This window comes from Devosia riboflavina (assembly GCF_000743575.1).
Lineage (GTDB): Bacteria > Pseudomonadota > Alphaproteobacteria > Rhizobiales > Devosiaceae > Devosia > Devosia riboflavina.
This window is the reverse complement of the sequence record NZ_JQGC01000007.1, coordinates 216,460-243,250: the sequence shown is the minus strand read 5'-3', so window position 1 is coordinate 243,250 and position 26,791 is coordinate 216,460. Positions and strand designations below refer to the sequence as shown.

Below are 26,791 nucleotides of genomic sequence, written 5' to 3'. Positions count from 1 at the left end.
TCTGCATGCCCGACCTCGTGGTTCGACAGGCTCACCATGAGGTCTTCGGAAAATTGGTGGAAAAATCCGCCCGGCCGATAGAGGGGATCAATCGGTCGGGCGGCAGTCGTCGGGAGGTCTACTTGATGTAACCAGCGCGGGTCATATCGCGCGTGGTTGCGTCCTGGGCCTGGGCCAGGGCGTCGGCAGCCGACATCTGGCCGGCAAGAGCGGCAGAGAAGAGCTGGCCAACATTGGTGCCGATACCGGCAAACTCGGGAATGGCCACGAACTGCACACCGACATAGGGCACGGGATCGACAGTCGGATTGTTCGGGTCAGCCGAATTGATCGACGCCAGGGTCATGGCGGCGAAAGGCGCAGCGGCTTGGTAGTCCGGGTTTTCGTAGAGCGAGGTACGGGTGCCCGGGGGAACGTTGGCCCAGCCTTCCTTTTCAGCAACGGTGGCGAGGTAATCCTTGCTGGTCGCCCAGTTAATGAACTGCTCGGCAGCCTCGGCATTCTGCGACGATGCCGGGATGGCGAGGGACCAGGCCCAGAGCCAGTTGCCGCGCTTGCCAAGGCCGTTGTCCGGTGCCTGGGCGAAACCAACCTTATCGGCGACGGTCGAGTCATTGGGGTTGGTGACGAAGGATGCGGCGACGGTAGCGTCGATCCACATGCCGCACTTGCCCTGCTGGAAGAGGGTCAGATTTTCATTGAAACCATTGGAAGAGGCACCGGCCGGGCCGGCATCGGCCATCAGCGAGAGATAGGTATCGAGCGTGTTCTTCCACTGCTCGGAATCGAACTGCGGCTTCCAGTTTTCGTCGAACCAACGGGCGCCGAAGGAGTTGGACATCGCCGTGAGGAAGGCCATGTTTTCGCCCCAGCCGGCCTTGCCACGGAGGCAGATGCCGTTGATGTCGTTGGCTCGATCGGTCATGGCGCGGGCTGCTTCGCCGATGAATTCCCAGGTCGGGGCTTCCGGCATGGTGAGGCCGGCTTTCTCCATCAGGTCGGTGCGATACATGATGAAGGAGCTCTCGCCGTAGAACGGGGCCGCATAGAGCTTGCCATCGACCGAGAGGCCGCCGCGGATGGCGGGGAGCAGGTCATCGACATCGTATTCAGCATCGGCAGCAAGGCCATCGAGCGGCTTCAGCCAGCCCTGCTTGGCCCAGATCGGCGCTTCATAGGTGCCGATGGTCATGATGTCGTACTGACCGCCATTGGTCGCGATGTCGGTCGTGACGTTCTGGCGTAGCGTATTTTCTTCCAGCACGACCCAGTTGAGCTCGATGCCGGTTTCTTCGGTGAAAGCACTGGACAGACCCTGCATGCGGATCATGTCGCCATTGTTCACGGTTGCGATGGTCAGCGTCTGCGCCGAGGCCGAGCCAATGAGGGCAAGCGTCATCGCGCCCACGAAAAGGGGTGTCAGTTTCATTGAAGTCCTCCCAAGGACGAAGCGGGTATTTGCTCCGTTCATGAGCAAATGTTCACTGACGGAGCAAATATGTCAATAGGGGGAACGTGTCGACATCGTGCGGCACGTACCTCACATTAGGGAGAATTCAGGAAAGCCAGTACCGACAAGGCTTAAGCAAAATGCAATTGTGCCGGGCGATTGCTCAGTCTCTAAGCCAGCAGCGACTCGGCCGTGCGTTCGTCGGTAATGACGCCGTTGACGAGGCGCCGATTGAGTGCGGCGCGGATGGCCGGAGCTTTGTGACGCCCCATGGCGAGGCCGACGACGAGGCTCGATTCACGCGACGGAATGGGCGCCGAGGCCACGCGATCATTGATAAGGCCCTCGATGAGCCTCCCTTCGGCATCAAAGCACCAGCCGCAGATTTCCCCCACCGCATTGGCCTTTTGCAGCATTTTGTGGTCGGCTTCGGAAATGAAATTGTCGAGCAAGAGCGGCGCCTTGGGGCCGAGATCGCCGATACCCACAAAGGTGACATTGGCCTCGGCGGCGAGAGCTACCGTCGCCTTGATCATTGGCTGCCGGTGCAGCATTTCGCGCTCGGCCGCGGAGGAAGCGATAACCGGCAGGGGCATGGGAAAGCTGCGGGCTTTCACCGTATCCGCGACGTTGAAAATGACGTTGTAGAAGGCAGCCGAACCATCTGGCGCGATATTGCCGGTGAGCGACACGACTTTGTGCTGTGGGCATTCCATGGGTTGGATCTGCTCGATCGCCGCTTTCAGCGTCCGGCCGGTACCGATGGCCATGGTGATTGGCTCAGGCCGCACCAGCCAGCGCTCGATCTCGGCGGCACCGGCCTCGGCAACCCCGATCGTCGTGGAGTCGCTCGCAGGATCAGAGGGCACCACCTCCACAAGATCGAGCGCAAAACGCGATTTGAGGCGCGCACCAAGATCCATGCAACGGCCAATGGGGTGGTCGAGACGAACCTTGATCAGGCCCTCGCTGACCGAGAGCGAGACGAGCCGCTGCGCCGACTGGCGCGAAATGCCCATCTTGGCGGCGATCTCTTCCTGCGTATTGCCCGCGACATAGTAGAGCCAGCCGGCGCGGGCGGCATCGTCAAGCCGGGTCGCAGTGTTCTCTTGTCGCGCAGCCATGTGTCGTCACCTTTTGCCTCTAGCGATATGGCCAAGGGGGGCAAGGCCGCAAGCGCGATCGATGGAAAAAGCCCTGAATGATCATTCGCGCAGGATGATGATGCCGAGCGCGACTAGCCACACGGCCCAGAGCGTATAGGCAGCCGCATTGATAATCCCGGCCAAGGCAAACCCAAAAGGCTCTACCATGCCGGCGAGCACACCGAGGGCGAGAACCGTGCCGATCCCGGCGACCAGGCGATGCGAATGCCAGAGCGCAGCGGCGACCGAAATGGTCCAGAGCGCGGTGAAGAGATAGCCAAAATGCTCGCCTATGCCGGCACCAGCATAGAGATGGAAGGCATCGAAGACGGCTTGCGTAACCGCCGGATCAGCAGAGTCTTGCGCCAGACTCGGCACCAGGATAACCCAGCGCAACAGCCCCATTCCTTGCACGAGCCCGGCCAGAATGCCGAAAGTCGCGGCAAAGGCGGCCGCCGCCTGATTGCGTTCCCAGAGCCACAGGCCGCTCAGCACGCCGACCGGAATAAAGGCCAGGGCGGAGAGCATGAAGACATACCACAGAGCAAGCAGCCCTGCTCCGCCGGCGCTGAAGCCAGCCAGAATCTCGCTTGCCGGTTGGCGTAGGATGCCGGGATAGTCGAAAGTCATTTGCAGGGCCGTAAAGGCGGCCATGAACATCACGGGCACCGCGATCATCGCGAGCCCGGTAAAACGCTGAAGCGTGGTCATTTCGGTTATGTCCTGAGATAGGGTTTGAGCACGCGCCGGAAGAGCGCAATGCCTTGTTCGAGCTTTTGTTTGGTCAAGTCGTCATTGCCTGCTTCCACGAAGGGCAGCCAGTAGTCGCCGATGAGCCACAAGAGGCTCGCAAGCTCTTCGGCGTCCTCGCCCGATGCCGGCGGATGGATCAGCCCCGCCTCGGCGAAATAGGCGAGAAGCTTCCGAAAGTTGGCAAAGCCGGCAGCGCGGGTTTCGGCATAGGCGCGGCGGAAGATTTCGTCGCGGTGCAGTAGCGTCGGCAGGTCGCGATAGATGAAGCGATATTCCCAAAGGGCGGCGAAGTTGCCGGCAAGCATGCGTTCGATATCACTGAGATCGGGCGCCCTGCCCTCTGGCAACGCATAGACTTCCGCCCAGCGGCCAACGAGCCGGCTAAAGAGGTTGCGGACGATCTCTTCGCGATCGCGAAAGTGATAATAAAGATTGCCGGGACTGCGGCCAGCCGCCTCGGCGATCTGATTGGTGGTGACATCTGCGCTGCCCCGTTCATTGAAGAGCGCCAGGGCCACATCGAGCAATTGCTCGCGCGTTCCCTGTCGACCCGTTTTCCGCGGTTTCTCAGCCATAACGACACCGTTTAGAGTATTTACTCCAGACCAAATAGAACGCACGATATCTGGCGTCAAGCAAATTTGGAGCAATTGCTCTAGTTGAATTTTGAGGCTGACGGATTGGGGGTTCCGTACTCGACCGAGCGGATCTTATGCGCACGCGGTCACTAAGGCACCGAAAGCCACCCCAGAGGCGCAAATGCGTCACAAACGTACAAATTGAACACGTGTGCATTGCCTTTTCCCGCAATGCGGCGCACTCTATTTGAGTATGAGTCGATGCCGTTCTGGGAACCTTCATGGCGAATACCGCGCCCGCCCGTTCTGCTCTGTGCCACCAGGTCGCCGCTTTGCCATGGCGGCGGGAGGATGACGGCTCGATTTCGGTATTGCTCATCACTTCGCGCACCAATGGCAAATGGATGCTGCCCAAGGGCTGGCCGATGAAGGGCCTTAGCGAGGCCGACTCGGCCCGCCAGGAAGCCCTCGAAGAAGCCGGCGTCGAAGGCCGTGTCGACGCGCAGGCCGTTGGCTCCTATCGCTATTCCAAGCTTTTCAGTGATGGATCGAGCACGCCCGGCCAGGCCGTGATCTTCCCGCTCGAAGTCACGCGCGAGCGCAAAGACTGGAAAGAAAAAGGCCAGCGCCAGCGCCGCTGGATGTCACCGAACGAAGCGGCGGAAGCCGCCCACGAACCAGATCTTTCGCGCTTTCTCGCCAACCTGGCGGCCGGCCGCGTGACGCTTTCCCAGATGGGCCAGCCGCGGGCGATCGCGCTTTAACGAACAAATCTTGCGCGAATATTTGCTTTAGCGGTGCGCCAGGATTTCAGCGTGAGCGAGATAGTCTCCGGCCAAACTCGAAACCGTCCTCGCCCCGGCGCCTTATTGGCCCGGACTTCTCGCAAGCTTTGAGCCGAGCAGTTCGCCCTGCTCGCTCAGGATCGAATAGGCGACCCCGCACAGCAGCGAATTGATGTGACGGAGCGACCGCACCGTCTGCAGGTGCAGCTCGCTGGTCTCAAAACTGTTTGGGTCGCCTTTGCGCAGGCGCGCAAAATGCTGGTTCATGCTGGAGCGCTCCAGAACACCTATGGCGTCCTTTTCGGCGACGAGCTGACGCGCGGATTCGATGTCTTCGGAGACAAGGACATTGAGCGCGAGCTGCAGATTGCCCAAAACCCTGACATGCAGATCCTGCAACTCCTCCCAGCCTTGCGGCGAAAAGGTGAGATGACGCTCGGAGAGCTGATCGGCGACCCGCAGCAATTGTCGCGCGATGATGTCGCCGGCCTGCTCGAGCCCAATGGCGAAGGTACTGAGGTCGGACGCGCGGCTCACTTGACCCTCATCCATCTTGTCCCAGTCGAGTTGGGAAAGGAAAAGCTTGATCGAGGCATTGGCGCGGTCGACTTCGGGCTCCAACGCCTTGACCCGGCGGATGGCTGTCTTATCGCCGCCCCTCAGGATTTCCATCGCCGGCTGTAGCATCACCTCCACCATTTCGCTCATGCGCAAGAGTTCGCGCGTGGCGCTGGCAAGGGCCGCGTCAACATTGCCATGGCTGGCCGTAGCAAGAGCCGGCCGCCGGAGACGGGCGAGATCGGCCGTCTCGTCAGCAGCACTTTCGCCGACAAAGCGCTCGAGGAGGCGCGAGGCAGGACCGACCAGCGGCAGCCCCAGGATCATGACAGCAAAGTTGAAGGCGGAGTGAAAAAGGCTTGCCTGCTGGCCGACATTGCCCGGCAGGCCCAGAGTATGGACCTGCAGAATCTCGATAACGATCAGACAGACGATAGCCGCGCCACCGCGGAACAGCAGCGCTCCAAGCGCTATGCGTCGGGCCCGCACATCGGCGCCACGGGTCATGCCGAAGGCAATCAGCGTGCCGCCCAGATTTGCGCCGAGCACAAGGGCAGCCGCCACCTCGAAGGGGATCACGCCCGCCGTACCGAATGTGATGATAACGAGGACGCTGGCGACGGAGGAATAGGAGAGCCAGGTGATGATGGCCGCAACGAAAAAGCCGGTCCAGGGGTCGCCGCGCAGATAGTCGATGGCCATGGCCAGAACTTCGCTGTCGCGCCAGGGCGCGGTCGCCTCGGACACCATTTCAAGTGAAAGCAGCACGAAGGCGACGCCAAGGATCATGCGGCCGAGCTGTTTCATCTGCCGATCATTGGCTCTTAGGAACAGCGTGCCGCCCAAAATGATCAGCGGCGCGGTGAGCAGCGTCAGATCGAAAGAGAGAACGCTGGCAACGAGGGCAGAACCGAAATAGGCGCCGAGCATCAGCGCCAGGCCCGTGCTACCCGCCAGAAGTCCACCCGAGGCGAAGCTGGAAGCCAGCGCGGCCACTGCGGTCGAACTTTGCAGCGCCACGGCCATGCCGGTACCGACCGTCGCGGCGGAAAGCGCGCTGCGCTCGGCATGAGCCAAGGTGCGCTTGAGCTGGGCGGAATAGGCCCGTTCCACCGCCGTTCGCACCATGCGCACGGCCCAGAGCAGGAGAACGATGGCCGCCATCAGATGGACGATGATGAAGTACATCAGGCCTCCCCTACCCGTGCTCTGTTTCGAGTCGCCATCATGTTCACATGAACAGTTGAGGCGCAACAGCTCGATGCAATCGGGTGCAAAATCTGGTGATCAGAAAAATTGTCCATAGCCAATGATATCAAGCAATTTGGACCAGTTTGCGATGCAACCTTGATCATTCGCGCCATCCAAAATGTTCATTTGAACATTTTTCTGTTGCAAACGCGCGTTCCGCTGTTACCAATTCGGACAGCACGAGGCGGGGAGGCCTCGGCCAAAACATAAAGGGAGTGAGAATGTTCAAGAACGTTTTGTTCCTGTCTGCGGGCCTGGCTGCCGTTCTTTCGGCCGCCCCGGTCGCTGCACAGACCGAGATTGCATGGTGGCATGCCATGGACGCCGAGCTCGGCAAGAAGCTCGAGGAAATCGCCAACGGCTTTAATGCCAGCCAAACCGAGTTCAAGGTCATCCCGACCTATAAGGGCAGCTATCCCGAAACCCTGACCGCCGCCATCGCCGCCTTCCGCGCGAATGAACAGCCGGCCATCGTACAGGTTTTCGAAGTGGGCACCGGCACCATGATGGCCGCCAAGGGCGCCGTCTATCCGGTCTACCAGCTCATGGCCGACAATGGCGAACCGTGGGACCCGTCGGGTTTCCTGGCTCCCGTGACGGGCTATTATTCGGATACAGACGGCAACATCCTGTCCATGCCGTTCAATTCGTCGACGCCCATCATGTATTACAACAAGGACGTTTTCGAAAAAGCCGGTCTCGACCGCGAAACAGCGCCCAAGACCTGGGCCGAAGTCGAAGAATTCTCAAAAAAGATCGTTGAATCGGGCGCCGCTCCCTGCGGCTTCACTACCGGCTGGGTGAGCTGGATCCAGCTCGAAAATCTCTCGGCCATCCACGACCAGCCCTACGGCACGCTGGAAAACGGCTTCGGCGGCCTCGGCACCGAATTTACCTTCAATGGCGAAGTACAGACCAAGCACTGGGAAAACCTGAAGAAATGGGCCGATGAGGGTCTGTTCGAATATGGCGGCCCGGTTGGTGGCGCCGACGCTCCGCCGAAATTCTATTCGCAGGAATGCGCCATCTACATGAACTCCTCGGCCTCGCGCGCTGGCGTGATCAACAATGCCAAGGATTTCGAGGTCGGCTTCGCGCCCCTGCCCTATTATGACGACGTGACCACCGATCCCAAGAATTCGATCATCGGCGGCGCGACGCTCTGGGCCCTCAATGGCAAGGATCCGGAAGTCTATAAGGGCGTGGCCCAGTTCTTCACCTATCTCTCGAGCCCGGAAATCCAGGCAGGATGGCACCAGTTCACCGGCTACCTGCCGGTCACCAACGCTGCCTACGAGCTGGGTAAGGAACAGGGCTATTATGAAGCCAATCCGGGGTCGGATGTCGCCATCAACCAGATCACCCGCGGCACGCCGACGGCCAATTCCAAGGGTGTTCGCTTCGGCAACCTGACCCAAATCCGTACCGTGGTCGACGAAGAATTCGAAGCCCTTCTCGCCGGCAGCAAGTCGGCCAAGGAAGCGCTCGATGCTGCTGTCGAGCGCGGCAACCAGATCCTGCGCGACTTCGAAGCCGCCAATAGCTGATCCTCCCCGGATCGCCCCGGCCGGACAGGCTGGGGCGGTCCAACCGGCATAGTGACATTCGGCCTCTGGGGGAGTTCGGCCCATGCAAACCAAGCGCACCATTTTTCCAAACAAGCTGCTGCCTTATCTGCTCCTGGCCCCGCAGCTTGCCGTGACGCTGATCTTTTTCATCTGGCCTGCCGTGCAGGCGGTCAAATCGTCCTTCGAGCGCGAAGACCCCTTCGGGTTCAAGACGACCTTCATCTGGTTCGACAATTACAAGCGACTTTTTGCCGACCCCACCTATCTCAATTCCGTCGGCAAGACGGCCGTATTCGCTGTGTCGGTGACGCTCCTGGCCATGAGCGTGTCGCTGCTCCTCGCCGTTTCGGTCAACCGCGTGCTGCGCACCAACCGGCTCTATACGACGCTGCTGGTCTGGCCCTATGCCGTCGCGCCTGTCGTCGTGGGCATTCTGTGGTGGTTCATGTTCAACCCCTCGATCGGCATTGCGCCCTATCTGCTGCGCGGCCTCGGGATCAACTGGAACCACCGGATCGATGGCAGCCACGCCATGCTGCTCGTCATCATCGCGGCGAGCTGGAAGCAGATTTCCTACAATTTCCTGTTCTTCGTGGCGGGCCTGCAATCGGTGCCGCAATCCCTCACCGAGGCAGCAGCCATCGATGGCGCTGGGCCCTTCAAGCGGTTCTGGACCATCGTCTTCCCGCTGCTCTCGCCCACGACCTTCTTCCTCCTCATCGTCAACATCAATTACGCCATGTTCGACACTTTCGGCATCATCGACGCAACGACCTCGGGCGGCCCGGCCCAGGCGACCAATATCCTCGTCTACAAGGTCTATGCCGACGGGTTCCTTGGGCTGAACATCGGCTCTTCTGCCGCCCAGTCAGTCGTGCTGATGCTGATCGTCATCGCCCTCACCGCCATCCAGTTCCGCTATATCGAGCGGCGCGTGCAGTATTAGGAGCGCGCAAAATGGTTGAAAATCGCCCCTTCCTCAGCTTCCTCACCCATCTGGTGCTGATCGTCGGCGTCGTCATCGTGGTGTTTCCGGTCTATCTCGCCTTCGTTGCCTCAACACATGGCAATGGCGACTTCCTGAGCGGTCTTGTGCCGCTGCTACCCGGACCCAATCTGATCGAAAACTATCGCCTGATGTTGACCGAAGGCATCTCCACAGCCGGCGCCCCCCCGCTTTGGATCATGCTGGGCAACTCGCTTGTCATCGCCATCATCATCGCCGTGGGCAAGATCGCTATCTCGCTGCTCTCGGCCTATGCGATCGTCTTTTTCAAGTTCCCGTTCCGGCTGCTGGCGTTCTGGATCATTTTCATAACCCTGATGCTACCGGTGGAAGTGCGCATCATCCCCACTTTCAAGGTGGTGGCGGATCTGGGCCTGCTGAATTCCTATGTTGGCCTCACCCTGCCGCTCATCGCTTCGGCGACGGCAACTTTCCTCTTCCGCCAGTTCTTCCTGACCATTCCCGATGAACTGATGGAGGCCGCGCGCGTCGACGGGGCCGGGCCGCTCAAATTCTTCCGCGATATCCTGCTGCCGCTCTCGCGCACCAATATCGCGGCGCTCTTCGTCATTCTCTTCATCTATGGATGGGTGCAATATCTCTGGCCGCTGCTCGTTACCACCGACAGCCGCTATTACACCGTCGTCATGGGCATCAAGCGCCTGGCCGCCACGGCCGATGGCGAGCCGCAATGGCACCTGGTGATGGCCGCCGTGATGCTGGCCATGCTGCCCCCCGTCCTCGTAGTCATCTTCATGCAGCGCCTGTTCGTCAAAGGCCTCGTGGAAACGGAGAAATAAGCCATGGCCACGATCAACCTGGTTGACCTCAAAAAGAATTACGGCTCCGTTCCGGCCGTCAAAGGCATCAATCTCTCGGTCAAAGACGGCGAACTCATCGTGCTCGTCGGACCTTCCGGCTGCGGAAAATCGACGCTGCTGCGCATGGTGGCGGGGCTTGAATCGGTCACGTCCGGCCGCATCGAGATCGCCGGCCGCGATGTCGTAAAGGCCGAGCCCGCCGAGCGCGACATCGCCATGGTATTCCAGAACTATGCGCTCTACCCCCACATGACGGTGCGGCAAAACCTCGAATATGGCCTGAAGAACCGCGGTACGCCGCGCGAAGAGATCGACCGCCGCGTCAAGGAAGCGGCCGATATTCTGGAGATCGGGCCCATGCTGGACCGAAAGCCTCGCCAGCTTTCGGGCGGTCAGCGTCAGCGCGTGGCCATGGGCCGCGCCATCGTGCGCGAACCGGCCGCCTTCCTCTTTGACGAGCCACTATCCAATCTCGACGCCAAGCTGCGCGTGCAGATGCGGGTAGAAATCCGCAAGTTGCAAAGACGGCTCAAGACCACGAGCCTTTATGTGACCCACGATCAGCTCGAAGCCATGACTCTCGCTGATCGGTTGGTGGTGATGAATAATGGTCTGGTGGAGCAGCTCGGCACGCCCACTGAAGTTTATGACCGCCCGGCGACCTTGTTCGTCGCCGGCTTCATCGGCTCTCCGCCGATGAACCTGCTTTCGCTGGAGAGCATTGCCGGTGCACCGGGCTTTGAGGGCTTGAACCTGCCCGATGGGACTGACGTCATTGGTATCCGACCAGATCAACTGGTTCTGGACCAGCCAACCGGCCAAAATCTTGCCCTCGCGGCATCGGTGGAACTGCTCGAACCCATCGGTGGAGAAAGCCATCTCCATGTGCGGCTGACCGGCTCGAACCAGGCGGTCATTCTCAGCGTGCCCGGCCGGCCCGATATTGCCGAAGGCGCCGCGGTGACACTCTATGCGCGTCCAGCGGACTTGCACCCATTCAACCGTGAAAGCGGTCGTCGCACCGACACCGCTGTCGCGAATCCGTAACAGAACCGACTTAGTGGCTTGCGGGCCAAGAGCAAAGACGCGTCATGACCATTCCATCCGATACCGGTCCCACAAGGGACGAAGTGCAGGCCCATCGCGGCGCATCCGCCATTGCGCCCGAAAATACCATCGCCGCCTTCCGGGCTGCCGCCGAACAGGGCGCGCGCTGGGTCGAGCTTGATGTCGCTTTGCTTGCCGATGATACGCTTGTCGTCATTCACGACGACAGCGTCGACCGCACGACCTCGGGCATGGGCTCGCTTGGCGCGCTTAGCCATGCCGACATCGCAAAGCTCGACGCCGGTGCCTGGTTTGATACAAAATATGCCGGCGAGCGCCTGCCGACTTTGGCCGAAGTCATCAAGGCGCTTGGCGAATTCGGGCTCAGCGCCAATGTCGAAATCAAGCAGCACAAGCACCACAAGTCGCTCGACCAATTGGTGCGTGCCGTGCAGGCGGATATCAACAAGCGCGGGCCGAATACCCAAATCATGATTTCGAGCTTCGATCCCGAGGCGCTCAAAGCCATGCATGCGCTCGAGCCCGATCTCGAAATGGCCATGCTCTGGGGCCGACCGCCAGAAGACTGGGCCGAAAAGCTGAAAGCCATTCCGGCAACGACCATTCACATGCATTACAAGGCGCTGAGCATCGGCATGCTGGAAGAAACCAGCAAAAGCGGTATCAAGGTGCGTGCCTGGACCTGCAACAACCCCATAGAGCTGGTCTCATTCTGGGGCGCGGGCCTCACCGGGGTCATCACTGACAATCCCAAGCTGTTTTTGGGATAGTAGAGGCTGTCGGCCAAATGCTGTCGCATCGGCAACGCGAAATCCTGAGCCTGATCGAAACCGAGGGCGCTCAATATATCGAGCCCCTGGCGGCCCGCTATGACGTGACCACCCAGACCATAAGGCGCGACATCAACGCGCTTTGTGATCTCGGTTACGCGCGGCGTTTCCATGGCGGCGTCGACATACCCGTTGGCGCCCGCAATATCTCGGTCAATGCCCGTGCCGCGCTCAACAGCATGGCCAAGCAGCGGATTGCCCGGCGAATCGCCGCCGCAATCCCGGCCGGCTCGACCGTCTTCATGGGCATCGGCAGCACTGTGCAATTCGTTGCCGAAGCGCTGCGCGATCACCAGGAGCTGCGTGTCGTCACTAATAATATCGATGTCGCTCTCACCCTGTCGGAAACCCCGCAGGTCGAAGTGCACATGACCGGCGGCCTCCTGCGCCACAATGACCGCGACGTCGTCGGACCCGACGCGCTCAATTTCTTCGAAAAATTCTATGCTTCCCACGCCGTGGTCGGGGCTGGTGCGCTTGACCCGGAAAAGGGCATTCTGGATTTCAGCTACAGCGAAGCCCAGCTCACCATGAAACTGCTCGACAATGCGAGAACCAAATTCCTCGCCGCCGATGTCAGCAAATGGTCGCGCGATGCCTCGGTGCGCGTGGCCCCCTTCGCCGCCATCACCAGCTTTTTCACCGACGCGCTGCCCAATGACAAACGGGTGGTCGCGGCCTTTGAAAGCGCAGGGATCGAGGTGGAGATTTGCGGCGGAGACACCGAATGAGTTTTATCGGTCCTGCGCCCGCACCCGAAGACCTGCGCGATGTCAGCTATCTCCTCACCGACATCGACGACACCCTGACCACCGACGGCCGCTTGCTGCCCGAAACCTATCAGGCTCTCTGGGACCTCGAGAAAGCCGGGATCGCCGTCGTGACTGTGACGGGCGGCTCGGCCGGCTGGTGCGAGCATATTGTGCGCGCATGGCCCGTAGCCGCCGCCATCGGCGAGAGTGGCGCCTTTGTCATGACGGCCCGGCACAATCGGGTCGAGGTCGAATATTGGGAAGACGAGGCGCTACAGAGCGAACGGCAGCGCAAGCATCTCGCTTCCGTCGCTCCCCTCCTCGTTGGTCGCTTTCATCTTGCTCACGACCAGCATTTTCGTCTCGCCGATGTCGCCGTCGATATCGTCGGCTACCCACGCGCGGAAGTCGATGCGCTGGCGACAGAAATCCGCGCACTTGGCGGCACTGTGGCGATCAGCTCGGTTCACATCAACACCTGGATCGGCGACTACAACAAGCGCACCATGAGCGAACGCCTGCTGCGCCGCTGGGGTCTGGGCGATGAAGAGTTGGCGCGACAGGTTTCTTTTGCGGGAGACTCCCGCAATGACGCACCAATGTTCGCCTTTTTGAGCAAAACCTTTGGGGTCGCCAATATCCTGCCGGTGCTCGACGACCTGCCCATCAAACCGCGTTGGATTTCGGCCGACATTGCCGGACGCGGCTTCGTCGACATCGCCAAGGCGCTCCTCGCCGCCAGAGGCTAGGCGCCGGTTTTCCAGGGATCGATCGTTGGAACGTCGGCAGCCGCAAAGGCGCTGGCATCGCGGGTCGCAACCGCAAAACCGTGAGCGACGGCCATGGCTGCGATGTAGCCATCGGGCGTTGGAAAGCCCCTCCCCGCCCTGCGCGCGGCGACCGCGATATCCGCATAGCGCCGTGCTGCGTCAGAGTCGAAGGCGAGGATGCGGCCTTCAAACAGACCAATCAGGCCTTCGACCGCCGCAGTGAGCCTTGTCTTGCGCTGCCCATCCGGCAAGACCCCGATGCCGTACAGCAGTTCCGCCACCGTAACGCTCGAAAGATAGAGCGTTTCCGCGGCCTGGGCATCAAGCCAGTCGCGCACGGCCGGGTCGGGCTGGGGCTTCATGCCCTCGGAAACAACATTGGTATCGAGCAGGATCATTCAAAGCTCAGCGGCAGGGCCGGCATTTTGTCTCGGTTCAGCTCCACCGCCTCGAAGTCGGCATTGGTCAGGCCCGCATTCTGGCTCAATGCTGAAAGCGCCGAGCCGATACGGACGCGGTCTGCAGGCCGAACCGCCGCTTCCAGAATATTGCGCATCTCCGCTTCCGCGCTGCGGCCATGTCCGGCCGCGCGCGCCTTGAGAGCGCGATGGGCCTCTTCTGAAAGGTTACGAATGGTAACGGCAGGCATTAGCTACAACTCCATTCAAGCGACAACTATGCTATCATTTTGGCGCAGATGATAGCAAATCAAGAGTGCAGTCGTGAAAGCGCGTACAGAGCGGTCCTCCTCGACTTTTCGCCTAGCTTCCCTCCTATCCCCCTGAGCGTGCCAAATAAGAAAAGTTTGCATAGTCAATTTTGATTATGCTAGGAATGTGCGTCCCGTTGGAGGAATGGGACGTGACTAGGGAGGTTTTCTTGTCGCTTAGACCTACACCCCATGGGCGGGGTACGTCCTCGCTCGGCCGTCTTTTCTCGGGCACCGCCATGATCGCCCTCGCCATGGCCGGTTTCTCGGCCCAGGTGGCGCGCGCTGCCGACGAACTCCCGGAAAACGTACTCGTCTCCCAGGAAGAGTGCGATCGCAACAAGGCCGCGGGCACGATCACCTACATTTCCGGTTACGGCTATTCGGCCAGCGCCGGCCAGGTGGATGTGTTCCTCGCCAAGGAACTGGGCTATTTCGATGCCCTCTGCCTCACGGTCGAAATCAACGCCGCCGGCGGCAATGGCCAATTGCTGGTTTCGTCCGGCCAGGCCCAGTTCACTGCGCTCGGTTCGGCCTCCGACGTCATGCTGGCCGCCGCCAATAGCCGAAACCTGACCGCCGTCGCCACCTATGGCAGCACGTCGCCCTTCTCGATCTTTGCCAATGAAGCGGTGAAGAGTTTGAAGGATCTCGAAGGCAAGCGCCTCGGCTACTTCATCAACATCACCCCCATCGCTCTTGCCATGCTCGATGCCGCCGGCGTCGATGTCTCCAAGGTCGAACTGATCAAGATGACGAACTACGACCCCACGGTCGTCACCCGCGGCCAGGTCGATGCCATTGTCGGCTATGCCTCAAACCAGCCCCAGACGCTCAAGGCCATGAACCTGCCCTTCAGTGAATTCCTGCCGTCCGATCTCGGGCTGCCGGGCACCTACAACGTCATGGAAGTGAACAGCAAGTTCCTCGCCGAGCATCGCGAGGCCGCTGCCGACTTCATGCGCGCGAGCCTCAAGGCGCTCGAATTCTGCCTCGCCGAGGAAGAAAAGTGCGTCGACATGATCAGCCAGCTTGCCGCCGACAACAATCAGGGCTCAGCCTTCCCGCGTGAGCAGCAGGCCCGCACCTGGGGCGTCGAATCCGAATGGGTGCGTTCGAGCACCTTTGGGCCTCCGGGCGTGCAGACCGTCGCCGGCTGGCAGAGCGAATATGACATGGCCCAGAAGTTCGGCGGGCTGAAGAACCCGCCCGCCATCGAAGCCATGATGGATCCTGATCTCGTTGCCTCGCTCTATCAGGACGGCAAGCTGATCTGGCCGGAAAAGTGAACCGGACAATGTCTGCACCTGCTCAAGCATCCAGTGATCGATACCCCGGCGAGGCCGGGGTAGAGGTCGCCAATATCACCAAGAGCTTCGGCCCGGACGAAGCCCGTGTCACCGTGCTCAACGGCGTCTCGCTCACCATCCGCAAGGGCGAATTTGTCTCGCTGATCGGCCCGTCGGGCTGCGGCAAGTCCACCCTGCTCAAGGTGGTCGCCGGCCTATCGGATGCCGATGGCGGCAAGGTGTCGATCAATGGCAAGTCGGCGCGCGAGGCCTCGCGCGAAAAGGCCATCGGCCTTGTGCCGCAATCGCCGGCCCTGCTGCCCTGGCGCACCATTCTCGACAATGTCAGCCTGCCTATCTCCATCAATCCGGGCGCCAATGCCGGGCGCAAGCTACGTGATCCCAAGGAAATCCTGACCAATTTTGGCCTCGGCAAGGCGATCGACCGCTATCCCGCCCAGCTTTCGGGGGGCATGCAGCAGCGCGCCGCCATTGCCCGCGCCTTCGTGTTCGATCCCGAAATCCTGCTCATGGACGAGCCGTTCTCCGCGCTCGACGAAATGAACCGCGACCAGCAGCGCATGGGCCTGCTCGATTTCTGGCAATCGAACCAGAAATCGGTGCTCTTCGTCACCCATTCGGTGCCCGAAGCCATCATCCTGTCCGACCGCATCGTGCTGATGGCGGCCCATCCCGGCCGCATCGCCGAAATCATCGACGTCGACCTGCCCCGGCCGCGCAATGAAGCACTTTATGCCACCGACGCCTTCCGCGATCTCGAAGGTTATGTCCGCAACGCCCTGCGCAAGGTGATGGAGGCTGCCCATGTCTAGTTCGATCGCAGCCGACGTCGCCCCCAAGGCAAAGACCGCCTCGCCCATGGCGCGCCTCGCAGGCGACTGGCTGCCGCCCGCCATAACCTTCGTCGTGGTCGCCGTGCTCTGGCAGGTCGTGGCGCTGAACAATCCCTATGTGCTGCCCACGCTGGAATCCATCGGCAACAGCATGGCCGGCGACCCGCATATGTACTGGGCCAATATGCTGGTAACCTGCCAGGAAATCGTCATCGGCGCCGGCGCGGGCATTCTCTTCGGCTTCCTCCTCGCCGTGGCCATGTCCGAACTGCCGATCATCGAAAAGGCGATCATGCCGCTGATCGTTGTGATCATGGTCACCCCGGTCGTCGCCATTGCCCCGGCTCTGGTCGTTGCCTTCGGCTTCGGCATGCTGCCAAAGTACATCGTCACCGGGCTCGTAGTCTTCTTCCCCATGCTGGTCAATTCGCTGGCCGGCCTGCGCGATGTCGACCAGAAGGCACTCGACGTCTTCAAGACGCTCCATGCCAGTCGTTGGGAAACGTTTCGTGATCTGAGACTGCCCGGCTGCATGCCCTTCGTCTTTGCGGGGCTCCGTATCGCCATGCCGCTGGCTGTGGTTGGTGCCGCCGTCGCCGAATTCGTGGCGGCCGGTCAGCAGGCGGGCCTCGGCTCCCTGGTTACCATTTCTGCGGCGCAGGCCGACCTGCCCGTCACCTGGGCGAGCATTGCCCTCCTCTGCCTTCTCGGCGTGGTGCTGGTGTCGCTGCTGGCCCTTCTGCGCAAGCGTGTCCTCTGGTGGAGCGACGCGGATGTGATCGGGCGCTGAGGCGCCCGACACCCACATACAATTACGAAAGACATTACGATGAAGAAGCTGCGCTTTGGGCTGTTTGAAAACGCCCAGACCAATGACTCCGGCACGTCCACCTGGCGCCACCCTGACAGCGAGCGGCACAATTTCGATACGCTCGACTATTGGGTCGATGTCGCAAAAATGTGCGAGGACGCCAAGCTCGACTTCCTGTTCCTCGCCGACGCCTGGGGTTGGGCCGATGTGAAGGGAACGCGCCCGGACATCTGCGACACCGAAGGCCTCGACCTGCCGCGCCTCGACCCCGCCATTGTCGGCGCTGCCATCATCGCTTCGACTGAAAAGCTCGGCATTGTCATGACCGGCTCGACCCTCCTCGAGCAGCCCTATGCCTTCGCCCGCCGCATGCAGAGCCTCGACCACCTTTCCAAGGGCCGCATCGGCTGGAACGTGGTGACGACGGGCACAGCCGAAACCGCCGTCGCCGCTTTTGGCGTGCCCATGGTGGCCCATGACGAGCGCTACAACATGGCCGACGATTTCATGGAGCTCGTCTACAAGCTCTTTGAGGGCGCCTGGGAACGCGACGCGCTGGAGCGCAACAAGGCTGGTCGCTACGCCAATCCGGACAAGGTGCACCGCATTTCTCATGACGGGCCCTATTTCCGCTCGCACGGCTTCGGCAATTCATCCTATTCGCCCCAAGGCACGCCGGTGCTCTTCCAGGCAGGTTCGTCGGATCGCGGCAAGCAGTTCGGCGGCAAGCATGGCGAATGCATTTTCCTCGGCGGCGGCACGGCCGAAAAGCTGGCGGGCCAGGTCAAATCCATCCGCGACGAAGCAGTCGCCAATGGTCGCGACCCCAATTCGATCAAGCTGATGAGCGCTTTCTCCTGCGTCGTCGCACCGACCAAGGAAGAAGCCCGCCGCAAGCATCAGGAACTGCTCGACGCCCAGACCCCCGAAGTGGCCGTCGCCTCCTATGCCTGGTTCACCGGCCTCGATCTCTCATCCTTTGATCCCGCGACCAAGATGAGCGATCTCCATACCGAACTCTCGCAGACCCAGATCGCGCGCTTCGGCGACAAAACGGTTGGCGAAGTGCTCAAGGATTGGCACGCCCATGGCGTTCGCACCAATCCCTATGTCGGTACGCCCGAAGACATCGCCGACATCATGATCGATCTCGCCGAAAAGACCGACATCGATGGCTTCCTGTTCACGCCGCTGATCCAGCCGGCCTCCACCAAGGATTTCGTCGAACAGGTGATGCCGATCCTACGCGCCCGCGGCGTCGCTGCTTCGGACTATGAAGGCGATACGCTACGCGAACGCCTTGTCGGCACGCCGAGCCCGATCCTGAGCGCCGACCATCCGGGCGCCGGGTATCGCACGCTCTAAGGACTAGGCCGCCGGGAAATCCGGCGGCCTACTTCTGCTCGACCGGTTCGACGCGCGAACCCGGATCGCCGGCAAAGACATAATTGCCAGCCGTGATCCGTTCGAAGAGCCCTTTTACCCATTCCTGCTCGGCGCGTAGGCGCAGCGAGGACAGCTCGAAGATCTCGCGCACATAGGCAGGCGTCGTTGTCGAATGACCGACATCGGCAATGTCAAAACCGTTGCTAGCAATCTTTGCGTCGATCTCGGTCATGCGGAATTTCAGCGCCGCCACCACTTCCGAGCGACTGAGGAGAAACATGAACGAGGTCAGCGCCATGGTGGGTTTGGTATCGAAAGTTTCGACAGTCCAGAGGGTCTGGCGGAGCATGCGCATCAGCTCGACGACGCCCTGCGGCGTGGTGCGATAAATGGTGCGCTCGGGCCGCTTGCCGGCTGCTTCCGTGCCCGCTTCCTCGATATAGCCGTCCTGCTTGAGCGACTTCAGCGCATTGTAGATCGAGCCGGGCTGGATGTTCGCCCATTCGTCCACATGCCAGGTCATCAGCTCGCGACGGAGGAAGTAGCCGTGCACGGGCTCGAACTGGCGCACGGCGCCCAAAACAACGAGGCGGGTGATGTTGGACATGGTTTTCTGGTGCCTTCCCCTCGGCAAATTTCTTGTCATTCCCTAGCAAATGACATAGCTTCATTTCAAATATTCAAAATTGACTACTCGAGGAGGAAATCTTGAATAGCGCGGAGGCAAACCTGGCCCTGCGGCGGGCATTTTCGCTGTTTCCAACTGGCGTTGTCGCCATGTGCGGACACAATGGAAACGAGCCGGTCGGCATGGCAGTCAATTCGTTCAGCACCGTTTCGCTGGAACCGCCGCTGGTTTCGGTCTGCATTGCCCGCCAATCGAGCACCTGGCCCAAACTCAATGCCCTGCCCCGCATCGGCCTCAGCATTCTGGGCGCCGATCAGGAGCCGCTGTCCCGGCAGCTTTCATCCCGCAATGGCGACCGTTTTCGTGATGTGGCGCTGGAATCAGGCGAGGAAACCGCCCGCTTCATTCCCGGCGCCACGCTTTGGCTCGATTGCACCATTGCCGACAGGCTCTCGGGTGGCGACCATGAAATCATCCTGTTCGAAATCAGGAACACGACGCTTTTCCCCGACATTCGCCCCCTCGTCTTCCACCAGAGCCAGTATCTTGGACTGTCCCGGGCATCCTGATTTCGGCCCCGGGACATTGGGGATCAGACTTTCCGGCTGCGTCATCCATGGCGACAAGCGCGGCCGCAAGCTTGGTTTCCCCACGGCCAATCTCTCAATAGCGCCGGGCGTAGAGCTGCCGCCGGATGGGGTCTATTCCTGCATCGTCTGGCTTCCGGGCCAAACGACGCACCATGGCGCCACGGCGAGCGTGGGCAACAACCCCACCTTTGACGACGTGAAGGAGCGACGGGTCGAAATCTACATCCATGACTTCGACGGCACGCTCTATGGCCACGAACTGAACATCTGCCTTTTGACCAGGCTGCGCGACATGCGCCGCTTTTCCGGGCTCGACGACCTCACCGGGCAGACCGAGCGCGACGTTGCCCAATCGCGCGCCATGCTTGCACACCATGCCCTGACTGGACTTCTGCCATGATCACCGTTTTCGGCTCCACCAATCTCGATCAGGTCGGCACGGTGACGCGCCTGCCGCGGCCCGGCGAGACGGTCGCAGGCGGCACCTTTTCCATGGCGCCGGGTGGCAAGGGTGCCAATCAGGCCCTCGCGGCGCGCCGTGCGGGCGCCGAGGTTCGGCACGTTTCGGCAGTCGGCGACGATGCCTTTGCCGAGATGGCGCTGCATCTTCTGAAGGATAGTGGCGTCGACCTTTCGGGCCTCAGCAAAGCCGAAACCGCCACTGGCATTGCCATGATCTTCGTCGATGCCGCTGGCGAAAACGTCATCGCCGTGCTGCCCGGCGCCAATGGCACGATCAGTGCCACCGATGCCGACCGGCATCTCGGGAACCTGACGGCAAGTGATACGCTGCTGGTGCAACAGGAAATACCACAGGCGGCGACCCGCCGGGCGCTCGAAATCGCGCGCAGCAAGGGTGCCCGCAGTGTGCTCAACACTGCCCCTTTCCTTGCCGACACAGCCGATCTCGCGCCGCTGGCCGATATTGTCGTCGCCAACGAGACCGAATTTTCGTTCCTGACGGGCCGCCCCATAACCGACCTTGACGCCGCCGCGACCGCTTGGGTGCAAAGAACCGGACGCACCATTGTCGTCACGCTCGGGCCGGAAGGCGCCTATGCGCGAACCCCGCAAGGCCGTTTTTCCGTACCGGCTCACCGGGTCGAACCGGTCGACACGGTTGGCGCAGGCGATACTTTTTGCGGCTATCTCGCCGCCGGGCTCGATGCCGGCCTATCGCTCGAAGAGGCCATGCAGCGCGCCGCCATTGCCGGAAGCCTCGCCTGCTGCAGTGCCGGCGCGCAACCGGCCATTCCCACCAAAGCCGAGGTCGACGCGATCCAAATGGCATAGCCCCCCTGCCGCAAAGGAAGTAGACAGCGGCCCACCAGTCATGCAGTGACTGAGCCGCCGACATCCTTGCAGTTGAGGTCCATGACAGAGTCGCTTTCGATTCTGGTGATTGACGACAACGCGATCCGCGCCTCGATCATCGAGGCCGGGCTGCGCGAGGCCGGCCATGCTTCGGTGCGCGTCATTACCGATATCGAGGATGTCGCGCAGCGCATCGGCGAGATCGCGCCCGATGTGGTCATCATCGACCTCGAAAATCCCAATCGCGACGTGCTGGAGCATTTCTTCGCCCTGAGCCGCACCATCAAGCGACCGATCGCCATGTTCGTCGACAAATCCGACCCTGCCGAAATCGAGGCGGCGGTCGATGCCGGCGTTTCCGCCTATGTGGTGGACGGGCTACGCAAGGACCGCATCAAGCCAATCCTCGACATGGCCATCGTCCGTTTTCGCGCCTTTTCGCGGCTGCGCGATGAACTAGAAGCCGCCCGCTCCGAATTGCAGGGGCGCAAGGTCATCGACAAGGCCAAGGGTATTCTGATGACATCGCGCGGCCTTTCCGAAGATGCCGCCTATGCGTTGCTGCGGACCACCGCCATGAACCAGAACCGCAAGATCGTCGAAATTGCCCAGGCGGTCGTCACGGCCGCGGAGCTTTTGGGACCATGAAGAAGGATTTTTGCTCATGGGCCTGACGCAGATATCAGCCGGATATGTGCCCCTGCTCGATAGCGCGGTGCTGCTCGCCGCCGAAGAATTCGGCTTTGCCGAGAGCGAGGGCCTGCACCTCAACCTCGTGCGCGAGACCTCCTGGGCCAATATTCGCGACCGCGTCGCCATCGGCCATCTCGACGTGGCCCATATGCTCGGACCCATGCCCCTCAGTGCCAATCTCGGCCTGACCCCGCTCGACGCGGCGGTGATTGCCCCCATGGCGCTCGGTCTCGGCGGCGCTGCCATCACCATGTCCAACGCCATCTGGGATAAAATGGCAGAGGCCGGCGCACCCGAGGACGGCGCGCCCGGCCCTGTTGGTGCGGCCCTCCGAAAAGTCATCGCGGATCGTGCGCGCTCCGGCGAGCCACACCTGCGCCTCGCCGTGGTGCATCCCGAAAGCGCCCATAACTATGCCTTGCGCTATTGGCTGGCCGCTTCAGGGATCGACCCGGACCGCGACGTCGACATCGTCATCGTGCCCCCGCCTTTGCAGGCCGATGCGCTCGCGGCCAAGCGCACCGACGGATTTTGCGTCGGTGAACCCTTCGGCTCGGTCGCCGTGGCGCGCGGCGTCGGTCGGATTGTCACCACTAAGGGCCAGATCTGGCAGATGAGCCCGGACAAGGTGTTGGGCACGCGCCTGCAATGGGCCGAGCGCTTTCCCGAACAGCTCGCCGCCCTGCTGCGCGCCGCAACCCGCGCCGCGCGCTGGTGCGAAGACCCGGCCAACCACATGGCCCTCGCCGCCATGCTGGCCCGCGAGGATCGGCTGGGTATAGACGCCGATCTCATCCTGCGCGCCGTGACCGGAAAACTGCAATTCGAGCCGGGCGTCGAACGGTTCATGCCGGATTTCTTCGTGCCCTATTCCCGCGCCGCCAACTTCCCTTGGGTGAGCCACGCCCTCTGGTTCTATTCGCAGATGGTGCGCTGGGGCCAGGTGGCCCATAAGCCGCAAAACGCGCAGAAAGCTGCAGCCAGCTATCGGCCCGATCTTTATCGAGCCGCCCTTTCCGGCATGGGCATGCCCGTGCCGGGCGCCAGCAGCAAGATTGAAGGCGCCTTGCGTGAACCGACCGAAGTTGGCGCCATCGGCGGACACCTGACCTTGGGGCCGGATGGCTTCTTCGACGGGACGGATTTTGATCCCGACACGCTCGATGCCTATATCGCGGCACAACGCGGCTCATGATCAAAATATGAGCAGAACGCCGAACTGCCGTGCAAAGCAGCACATTAAGTCGATGAATCAATTGCTGAGGCGCGCCGCGTAAAGTCCTGAGCAACCTCGGATTTTACTGCGCACGGCCGTTTGGCACGCTTCCTGCAAGGATACTCCCAAGCGCCTCGGCGCATTGAAATTCCGGCGTCCAACGATGGGCGCCACATATTGGCAACGCCGCCAACCTTCAGAGCCTTCGTCTTGCGACGAGGTCCCTGCTGGTTGGCGGCGTTTTCGTTTTGGGAAGAACATGGCCGAAAAACTCGTCATCATCGGTGCTGGCATGGCCTCGGGCCGCATGCTGGAACATCTCTTCGAAGCCGAACCCGGTCGCTACGACGTCACCCTGTTCGGTGCCGAACCGCGCGGTAACTACAACCGCATCATGCTCTCGCCGGTTCTCGCCGGCGAAAAGCGCTATGAAGACATCGTCACCCACGATGCCGACTGGTACGCCGCCAACAATGTGCGCTGCCGCTTCGGCCAGACGGTGACCAAAATCGACCGCGCGGCCAAAACCGTCTTTGCCGATGGCGTCGAGACACCCTATGACCGGCTGGTCATCGCCACCGGCTCCGCCCCCTTCATCCTCCCCATCGCCGGTCGCTACCTGCCGGGTGTGCGCGCCTTCCGCGATCTCGACGATGTCGAAGCCATGGTTTCAATGGCCGACAAACCCGATGCGAAAGCCGTGGTCATCGGCGGCGGCCTCTTGGGCCTCGAAGCCGCCGCAGCCCTGCGCGGGCGCGGCATGGAAGTCGTCGTTCTCCACCTCTCCGGTCACCTGATGGAGCGCCAGCTCGACGCTGCCGCCGGCTATCTGCTGCGCCGCGAGTTGGAAGGTCGGGGCATAAAAGTTCATTGCAAGGCGCAGACCAAGGCCATCCTCGGGACTGACCGCGTCGAAGCCGTAGCGCTCGATGATGGCACCATCTACCCCGCCGACCTCGTGGTCATGGCCGCGGGCATTCGCCCGGAAACGCGCCTCGCAACCGACGCCGGCATCGAGATCAATCGCGGTATCGTCGTCGATGATGCCATGGTGACCTCCGACTCCGACATTCTCGCGCTGGGCGAATGCGTCGAGCACAAGGGCGCCGTCTACGGCCTCGTCGCGCCCCTCTATGACATGGCCAAGGTCGCCGCCAAGACCCTGACCGGCACGGAGGCCACCTTCAAGCCGGTGCAGACCGCCACGCAACTCAAGGTAACCGGTGTAAGCCTCTATTCCGCCGGTGATTTTGCCGAGGCCGACGACCGCGAAGAGATCGTGCTGCGGGACGCCACGGCCGGGGTCTACAAGCGCGTCGTCCTCAAGGACAATCGCGTTCTCGGCGCCGTGCTCTATGGCGATACCGCCGATGGGTCATGGTTCTTCGACCTCTTGAAGCGCGGCACTGACATCGCGCCCATGCGCGACACCCTGATCTACGGCCAGAGCTACGGCGGCGGTGCGTCTGCCGACCCGCTTGCCGCCGTTGCAGCCCTCCCCGCCGAAGCCGAAATCTGCGGCTGCAGTGGCGTCTGCAAGGGCACCATTGCCAATGCCATCACCTCCAAGGGCCTGACCTCGCTCGACGACGTTCGCGCCCATACCAAGGCCTCGGCCTCCTGCGGCTCCTGCACCGGCCTCGTCGAAAAGCTGCTGATGGCGACATTGGGCGATAAGTACAATCCCGCCGCCATCCAGCCCATGTGCAATTGCACCGAGCTGGGCCACGACGAAGTGCGCCGCCTGATCGTGGCGCAGGAGCTGAAATCCATCCCCGCCGTGATGCAGGAACTGGGCTGGAAAACCTCATGCGGCTGCGCCAAGTGCCGCCCGGCTCTCAACTACTATCTCGTTGCCAACTGGCCCGGCGAATATGAGGACGACGGCCAGTCGCGCTTCATCAATGAACGCGTCCACGCCAATATCCAGAAGGACGGCACCTATTCGGTGGTACCGCGCATGTTCGGCGGCCTCACCACCGCCAACGAGCTACGCGCCATCGCCGATGTCGCCGACAAGTTTGACGTCCCCACCATCAAGGTGACTGGCGGTCAGCGCATCGATCTTTTGGGCATCAAGAAGGAAGACCTGCCCGCCGTCTGGGCCGATCTCAACAAGGCCGGCATGATGTCGGGCGCCGCCTATGCCAAAGGTCTGCGCACGGTAAAGACATGTGTCGGTTCGGACTGGTGCCGCTTCGGCACGCAGGATTCGACGGGCCTTGGCGTGCGCATCGAAAAGTTCATGTGGGGCTCCTGGACCCCGGCGAAACTGAAACTCGCCGTCTCCGGCTGCCCACGCAATTGCGCCGAGGCAACCTGCAAAGACATCGGCGTGATCTGCGTCGACTCCGGTTACGAAATCCACTTCGGCGGCGCCGCCGGCCTCGACATCAAGGGCACGGAAGTCCTCTGCCATGCCAAGACCGAGGACGAGGCGATGGAGATCATCGCCGCCCTGACCCAGCTCTATCGCGAGCAGGGCCGCTACCTCGAGCGCATCTACAAATGGGCCAAGCGCGTCGGCTCGGACTCGATCAAGGTCAATGTGGTCGAGGACCTGGCCAAGCGCCGCCAGCTCTTCGAGCGCTTCGTCTATTCGCAGAAATTCGCCCAGGTCGATCCCTGGGAAGAGCGCGTCAACGGCCGCGACGCCCACGAATTCGCGGCCATGGCCGATTTCCAGATGTTGCAGGCAGCGGAGTGATGGCCATGAACGATTGGGTCGATATCGGGTGCCTCGAAGACGTTCCCCGCCGCGGCGCCCGCTGCATCAAGACGCCGCTCGGCAAGATCGCCGTCTTTCGCACTGCCGATGACAGGGTTTTCGCCATCGACGACCAGTGCCCGCACAAAGGCGGCCCCCTGAGCCAGGGCATCGTCCATGGCGCACAGGTCACCTGCCCGCTTCACAACTGGGTTTTCTCACTCGAAACCGGCACCGCCCAAGGCGCCGACAAGGGCGCGGTGCGGACCTATCCGCTCCGCCTCCACCAGGACCGCATCCTCATCGATGCGCACAGCTTCGCCGCGGCCACGGCCGCCTGAAACCCTTCCCTCGACACACCATCGACCTTCAGGAGAGTAAAATGGACTACGTCGCCCCCACCGACTTCATCAAGAAGATGATCGACGCCGGCGAGGCAAAGGTCTTCATGTCCACCAGGGACACGCTGATCCGCGCATTCATGGCCGGTGCCATCCTGGCCCTCGCCGCTGCCTTCGCTATCACCATCAGCGTACAGACCGGCCAGCCGCTTGCCGGGGCCATCCTCTTCCCCGTCGGCTTCTGCCTCCTCTATCTCATGGGCTTTGACCTCCTCACCGGCGTCTTCACTCTCGTGCCTCTCGCCCTCATCGACAAGCGCCCCGGCGTGACCATAGGCGGTGTGTTGCGCAATTGGGGTCTCGTCTTTGCCGGCAATTTTGCCGGCGCCCTCACCGTGGCGCTGATGATGGCCGTGGTCGTCACCTTCGGTTTCACCCAGGCGCCCGACGCCGTGGGCGAACGCATCGGCCATATCGGTGAAGGCCGCACCCTCGGCTATGCCGCCCATGGCGCTGCCGGCATGCTGACGCTCTTCATCCGCGGCGTGCTCTGCAACTGGATGGTCTCGACCGGCGTCGTCGCCGCCATGATGTCCAATTCGGTCACCGGCAAGGTTCTGGGCATGTGGATGCCCATCATGCTCTTTTTCTACATGGGTTTTGAGCATTCCATCGTGAACATGTTCCTCTTCCCCTCGGGCATCTTGCTCGGCGGCCAGTTTTCCTTCTGGGACTACATGGTCTGGAACGAGATCCCCACCGTTGTCGGCAATCTCGTCGGCGGCCTGACCTTTGTCGGCCTCACCCTCTACGCCACCCACAGCCGCACCGCCCCCTCGCGCAAGAAGCCCTCGACCGTCGGCGCCGTGCGCGAAGTCGGCGCCAGCCCCGTCGCGGCCGAATAACCACGAACAAGGA

At 61.6% G+C, this 26,791-nt stretch carries 28 protein-coding genes; 20 read left to right on the top strand and 8 right to left on the bottom strand.

From position 1 onward, the window contains the following. Positions 1-118 precede the first annotated feature (118 nt). The 4 genes from JP75_RS10320 to JP75_RS10305 all read right to left on the bottom strand — a co-directional run bounded on the left by JP75_RS10320 (position 119) and on the right by JP75_RS10305 (position 3,923). Positions 119-1,429, bottom strand: coding sequence for an ABC transporter substrate-binding protein (locus JP75_RS10320; protein WP_035082410.1), 1,311 nt, complete (start codon positions 1,427-1,429; stop codon positions 119-121). Positions 1,430-1,620: 191 nt separating this feature from the next. Further along, positions 1,621-2,574: a sugar-binding transcriptional regulator gene (locus tag JP75_RS10315; RefSeq protein ID WP_035082409.1), complete on the bottom strand. Its 954-nt coding sequence runs from the start codon at positions 2,572-2,574 to the stop codon at positions 1,621-1,623. Positions 2,575-2,655: 81 nt separating this feature from the next. Continuing rightward, a complete protein-coding gene (locus tag JP75_RS10310) occupies positions 2,656-3,306 on the bottom strand; it encodes a DUF4386 domain-containing protein (protein ID WP_035082408.1) in 651 nt (216 codons plus the stop codon). A 5-nt stretch (positions 3,307-3,311) separates the two neighbouring features. After that, positions 3,312-3,923: a TetR/AcrR family transcriptional regulator gene (locus tag JP75_RS10305; protein WP_084587594.1), complete on the bottom strand. Its 612-nt coding sequence runs from the start codon at positions 3,921-3,923 to the stop codon at positions 3,312-3,314. Between the two features lie 284 nt (positions 3,924-4,207). On the opposite strand from JP75_RS10305, the gene JP75_RS10300 reads away from it, so the two are divergent. Next, complete coding sequence (locus JP75_RS10300) at positions 4,208-4,690, top strand: NUDIX hydrolase (protein WP_051960574.1); 483 nt, start codon at positions 4,208-4,210, stop codon at positions 4,688-4,690. A 102-nt stretch (positions 4,691-4,792) separates the two neighbouring features. Here JP75_RS10300 and JP75_RS10295 read toward each other — a convergent pair whose 3' ends face one another. Further along, positions 4,793-6,457 carry a Na/Pi cotransporter family protein gene (locus JP75_RS10295; protein ID WP_035082407.1) on the bottom strand — a complete coding sequence of 555 codons (1,665 nt, stop codon included), beginning with the start codon at positions 6,455-6,457 and terminating at the stop codon, positions 4,793-4,795. A 284-nt stretch (positions 6,458-6,741) separates the two neighbouring features. Between JP75_RS10295 and ugpB the strand changes: the two genes are divergently transcribed. The 7 genes from ugpB (at position 6,742) to JP75_RS10260 (ending at position 13,314) form a co-directional block, all read left to right on the top strand. Further along, a complete protein-coding gene (ugpB, locus tag JP75_RS10290) occupies positions 6,742-8,067 on the top strand; it encodes a sn-glycerol-3-phosphate ABC transporter substrate-binding protein UgpB (protein ID WP_035082406.1) in 1,326 nt (441 codons plus the stop codon). A gap of 82 nt (positions 8,068-8,149) precedes the next feature. Further along, a complete protein-coding gene (gene ugpA / locus JP75_RS10285; RefSeq protein WP_035082405.1) occupies positions 8,150-9,034 on the top strand; it encodes a sn-glycerol-3-phosphate ABC transporter permease UgpA in 885 nt (294 codons plus the stop codon). 11 nt (positions 9,035-9,045) lie between these two features. Next, positions 9,046-9,894, top strand: a complete 849-nt coding sequence (gene ugpE / locus JP75_RS10280) for a sn-glycerol-3-phosphate ABC transporter permease UgpE (protein ID WP_035082404.1) — start codon at positions 9,046-9,048, stop codon at positions 9,892-9,894. Positions 9,895-9,897: 3 nt separating this feature from the next. Continuing rightward, the gene (locus tag JP75_RS10275) at positions 9,898-10,962 is read left to right on the top strand and encodes a sn-glycerol-3-phosphate import ATP-binding protein UgpC (RefSeq protein ID WP_035082403.1); all 1,065 of its coding nucleotides are present in this window, start codon (positions 9,898-9,900) and stop codon (positions 10,960-10,962) included. 44 nt (positions 10,963-11,006) lie between these two features. Further along, the gene (locus JP75_RS10270; RefSeq protein ID WP_035082402.1) at positions 11,007-11,753 is read left to right on the top strand and encodes a glycerophosphodiester phosphodiesterase family protein; all 747 of its coding nucleotides are present in this window, start codon (positions 11,007-11,009) and stop codon (positions 11,751-11,753) included. A gap of 17 nt (positions 11,754-11,770) precedes the next feature. Beyond that, entirely contained in the window at positions 11,771-12,544 is a 774-nt protein-coding gene (locus JP75_RS10265) for a DeoR/GlpR family DNA-binding transcription regulator (protein WP_035082401.1), read from the top strand. Beyond that, entirely contained in the window at positions 12,541-13,314 is a 774-nt protein-coding gene (locus tag JP75_RS10260) for an HAD-IIB family hydrolase (RefSeq protein WP_035082400.1), read from the top strand. Before JP75_RS10265 ends, JP75_RS10260 begins: the two co-directional genes overlap by 4 nt. On the opposite strand, the gene JP75_RS10255 is transcribed toward JP75_RS10260, so the two are convergent. Further along, positions 13,311-13,733: a type II toxin-antitoxin system VapC family toxin gene (locus tag JP75_RS10255; RefSeq protein ID WP_035082399.1), complete on the bottom strand. Its 423-nt coding sequence runs from the start codon at positions 13,731-13,733 to the stop codon at positions 13,311-13,313. The genes JP75_RS10260 and JP75_RS10255 overlap by 4 nt on opposite strands. After that, positions 13,730-13,984, bottom strand: coding sequence for a FitA-like ribbon-helix-helix domain-containing protein (locus tag JP75_RS10250; RefSeq protein WP_035082398.1), 255 nt, complete (start codon positions 13,982-13,984; stop codon positions 13,730-13,732). Before JP75_RS10250 ends, JP75_RS10255 begins: the two co-directional genes overlap by 4 nt. 230 nt (positions 13,985-14,214) lie before the next feature. Between JP75_RS10250 and JP75_RS10245 the strand changes: the two genes are divergently transcribed. The 4 genes from JP75_RS10245 to JP75_RS10230 are packed head-to-tail and all read left to right on the top strand — an operon-like array spanning position 14,215 to position 18,363. Continuing rightward, entirely contained in the window at positions 14,215-15,333 is a 1,119-nt protein-coding gene (locus tag JP75_RS10245; protein ID WP_201772925.1) for an ABC transporter substrate-binding protein, read from the top strand. Positions 15,334-15,341: 8 nt separating this feature from the next. Further along, on the top strand, positions 15,342-16,166 hold the full coding sequence (locus JP75_RS10240; protein ID WP_051960572.1) for an ABC transporter ATP-binding protein: 825 nt from the start codon (positions 15,342-15,344) through the stop codon (positions 16,164-16,166). Further along, positions 16,159-16,977, top strand: a complete 819-nt coding sequence (locus JP75_RS10235) for an ABC transporter permease (RefSeq protein ID WP_084587593.1) — start codon at positions 16,159-16,161, stop codon at positions 16,975-16,977. Before JP75_RS10240 ends, JP75_RS10235 begins: the two co-directional genes overlap by 8 nt. Before the next feature lie 39 nt (positions 16,978-17,016). Further along, complete coding sequence (locus tag JP75_RS10230) at positions 17,017-18,363, top strand: NtaA/DmoA family FMN-dependent monooxygenase (protein ID WP_201772924.1); 1,347 nt, start codon at positions 17,017-17,019, stop codon at positions 18,361-18,363. Between the two features lie 28 nt (positions 18,364-18,391). Here the strand turns inward: JP75_RS10230 and JP75_RS10225 are convergent, their stop codons facing one another. Next, positions 18,392-18,991: a PadR family transcriptional regulator gene (locus JP75_RS10225; RefSeq protein ID WP_035082396.1), complete on the bottom strand. Its 600-nt coding sequence runs from the start codon at positions 18,989-18,991 to the stop codon at positions 18,392-18,394. Positions 18,992-19,092: 101 nt separating this feature from the next. Here JP75_RS10225 and JP75_RS10220 point away from each other — a divergent pair, with 101 nt between their 5' ends. The 8 genes from JP75_RS10220 (at position 19,093) to JP75_RS10185 (ending at position 26,778) form a co-directional block, all read left to right on the top strand. Beyond that, on the top strand, positions 19,093-19,581 hold the full coding sequence (locus JP75_RS10220; RefSeq protein ID WP_201772923.1) for a flavin reductase family protein: 489 nt from the start codon (positions 19,093-19,095) through the stop codon (positions 19,579-19,581). Between the two features lie 16 nt (positions 19,582-19,597). Beyond that, positions 19,598-20,002, top strand: coding sequence for a riboflavin kinase (locus tag JP75_RS10215; protein WP_035082394.1), 405 nt, complete (start codon positions 19,598-19,600; stop codon positions 20,000-20,002). Then, positions 19,999-20,895 (top strand): ribokinase, encoded by an 897-nt coding sequence (locus JP75_RS10210; RefSeq protein WP_035082393.1) that lies wholly within the window; start codon positions 19,999-20,001, stop codon positions 20,893-20,895. Before JP75_RS10215 ends, JP75_RS10210 begins: the two co-directional genes overlap by 4 nt. An 81-nt stretch (positions 20,896-20,976) precedes the next feature. After that, the gene (locus JP75_RS10205; protein ID WP_035082392.1) at positions 20,977-21,564 is read left to right on the top strand and encodes an ANTAR domain-containing response regulator; all 588 of its coding nucleotides are present in this window, start codon (positions 20,977-20,979) and stop codon (positions 21,562-21,564) included. Between the two features lie 16 nt (positions 21,565-21,580). Continuing rightward, complete coding sequence (locus JP75_RS10200; protein ID WP_035082391.1) at positions 21,581-22,804, top strand: CmpA/NrtA family ABC transporter substrate-binding protein; 1,224 nt, start codon at positions 21,581-21,583, stop codon at positions 22,802-22,804. 280 nt (positions 22,805-23,084) lie between these two features. Beyond that, on the top strand, positions 23,085-25,532 hold the full coding sequence (gene nirB / locus JP75_RS10195; RefSeq protein ID WP_035082390.1) for a nitrite reductase large subunit NirB: 2,448 nt from the start codon (positions 23,085-23,087) through the stop codon (positions 25,530-25,532). A 5-nt stretch (positions 25,533-25,537) separates the two neighbouring features. Further along, a complete protein-coding gene (gene nirD / locus JP75_RS10190; RefSeq protein ID WP_035082529.1) occupies positions 25,538-25,873 on the top strand; it encodes a nitrite reductase small subunit NirD in 336 nt (111 codons plus the stop codon). Between the two features lie 41 nt (positions 25,874-25,914). Next, positions 25,915-26,778: a formate/nitrite transporter family protein gene (locus JP75_RS10185; RefSeq protein ID WP_051960571.1), complete on the top strand. Its 864-nt coding sequence runs from the start codon at positions 25,915-25,917 to the stop codon at positions 26,776-26,778. Positions 26,779-26,791: the final 13 nt, after the last annotated feature.

Excerpts from the sequence above, each read along its gene's own strand:
- JP75_RS10320 (WP_035082410.1), bottom strand. The coding sequence starts at position 1,429 with ATGAAACTGACACCCCTTTTCGTGGGCGCGATGACGCTTGCCCTCATT.
- JP75_RS10315 (WP_035082409.1), bottom strand. The coding sequence starts at position 2,574 with ATGGCTGCGCGACAAGAGAACACTGCGACCCGGCTTGACGATGCCGCC.
- JP75_RS10310 (WP_035082408.1), bottom strand. The coding sequence starts at position 3,306 with ATGACCACGCTTCAGCGTTTTACCGGGCTCGCGATGATCGCGGTGCCC.
- JP75_RS10305 (WP_084587594.1), bottom strand. The coding sequence starts at position 3,923 with ATGGCTGAGAAACCGCGGAAAACGGGTCGACAGGGAACGCGCGAGCAA.
- JP75_RS10300 (WP_051960574.1), top strand. The coding sequence starts at position 4,208 with ATGGCGAATACCGCGCCCGCCCGTTCTGCTCTGTGCCACCAGGTCGCC.
- JP75_RS10295 (WP_035082407.1), bottom strand. The coding sequence starts at position 6,457 with ATGTACTTCATCATCGTCCATCTGATGGCGGCCATCGTTCTCCTGCTC.
- ugpB (WP_035082406.1), top strand. The coding sequence starts at position 6,742 with ATGTTCAAGAACGTTTTGTTCCTGTCTGCGGGCCTGGCTGCCGTTCTT.
- ugpA (WP_035082405.1), top strand. The coding sequence starts at position 8,150 with ATGCAAACCAAGCGCACCATTTTTCCAAACAAGCTGCTGCCTTATCTG.
- ugpE (WP_035082404.1), top strand. The coding sequence starts at position 9,046 with ATGGTTGAAAATCGCCCCTTCCTCAGCTTCCTCACCCATCTGGTGCTG.
- JP75_RS10275 (WP_035082403.1), top strand. The coding sequence starts at position 9,898 with ATGGCCACGATCAACCTGGTTGACCTCAAAAAGAATTACGGCTCCGTT.
- JP75_RS10270 (WP_035082402.1), top strand. The coding sequence starts at position 11,007 with ATGACCATTCCATCCGATACCGGTCCCACAAGGGACGAAGTGCAGGCC.
- JP75_RS10265 (WP_035082401.1), top strand. The coding sequence starts at position 11,771 with ATGCTGTCGCATCGGCAACGCGAAATCCTGAGCCTGATCGAAACCGAG.
- JP75_RS10260 (WP_035082400.1), top strand. The coding sequence starts at position 12,541 with ATGAGTTTTATCGGTCCTGCGCCCGCACCCGAAGACCTGCGCGATGTC.
- JP75_RS10255 (WP_035082399.1), bottom strand. The coding sequence starts at position 13,733 with ATGATCCTGCTCGATACCAATGTTGTTTCCGAGGGCATGAAGCCCCAG.
- JP75_RS10250 (WP_035082398.1), bottom strand. The coding sequence starts at position 13,984 with ATGCCTGCCGTTACCATTCGTAACCTTTCAGAAGAGGCCCATCGCGCT.
- JP75_RS10240 (WP_051960572.1), top strand. The coding sequence starts at position 15,342 with ATGTCTGCACCTGCTCAAGCATCCAGTGATCGATACCCCGGCGAGGCC.
- JP75_RS10235 (WP_084587593.1), top strand. The coding sequence starts at position 16,159 with ATGTCTAGTTCGATCGCAGCCGACGTCGCCCCCAAGGCAAAGACCGCC.
- JP75_RS10230 (WP_201772924.1), top strand. The coding sequence starts at position 17,017 with ATGAAGAAGCTGCGCTTTGGGCTGTTTGAAAACGCCCAGACCAATGAC.
- JP75_RS10225 (WP_035082396.1), bottom strand. The coding sequence starts at position 18,991 with ATGTCCAACATCACCCGCCTCGTTGTTTTGGGCGCCGTGCGCCAGTTC.
- JP75_RS10210 (WP_035082393.1), top strand. The coding sequence starts at position 19,999 with ATGATCACCGTTTTCGGCTCCACCAATCTCGATCAGGTCGGCACGGTG.
- JP75_RS10205 (WP_035082392.1), top strand. The coding sequence starts at position 20,977 with ATGACAGAGTCGCTTTCGATTCTGGTGATTGACGACAACGCGATCCGC.
- JP75_RS10200 (WP_035082391.1), top strand. The coding sequence starts at position 21,581 with ATGGGCCTGACGCAGATATCAGCCGGATATGTGCCCCTGCTCGATAGC.
- nirB (WP_035082390.1), top strand. The coding sequence starts at position 23,085 with ATGGCCGAAAAACTCGTCATCATCGGTGCTGGCATGGCCTCGGGCCGC.
- nirD (WP_035082529.1), top strand. The coding sequence starts at position 25,538 with ATGAACGATTGGGTCGATATCGGGTGCCTCGAAGACGTTCCCCGCCGC.
- JP75_RS10185 (WP_051960571.1), top strand. The coding sequence starts at position 25,915 with ATGGACTACGTCGCCCCCACCGACTTCATCAAGAAGATGATCGACGCC.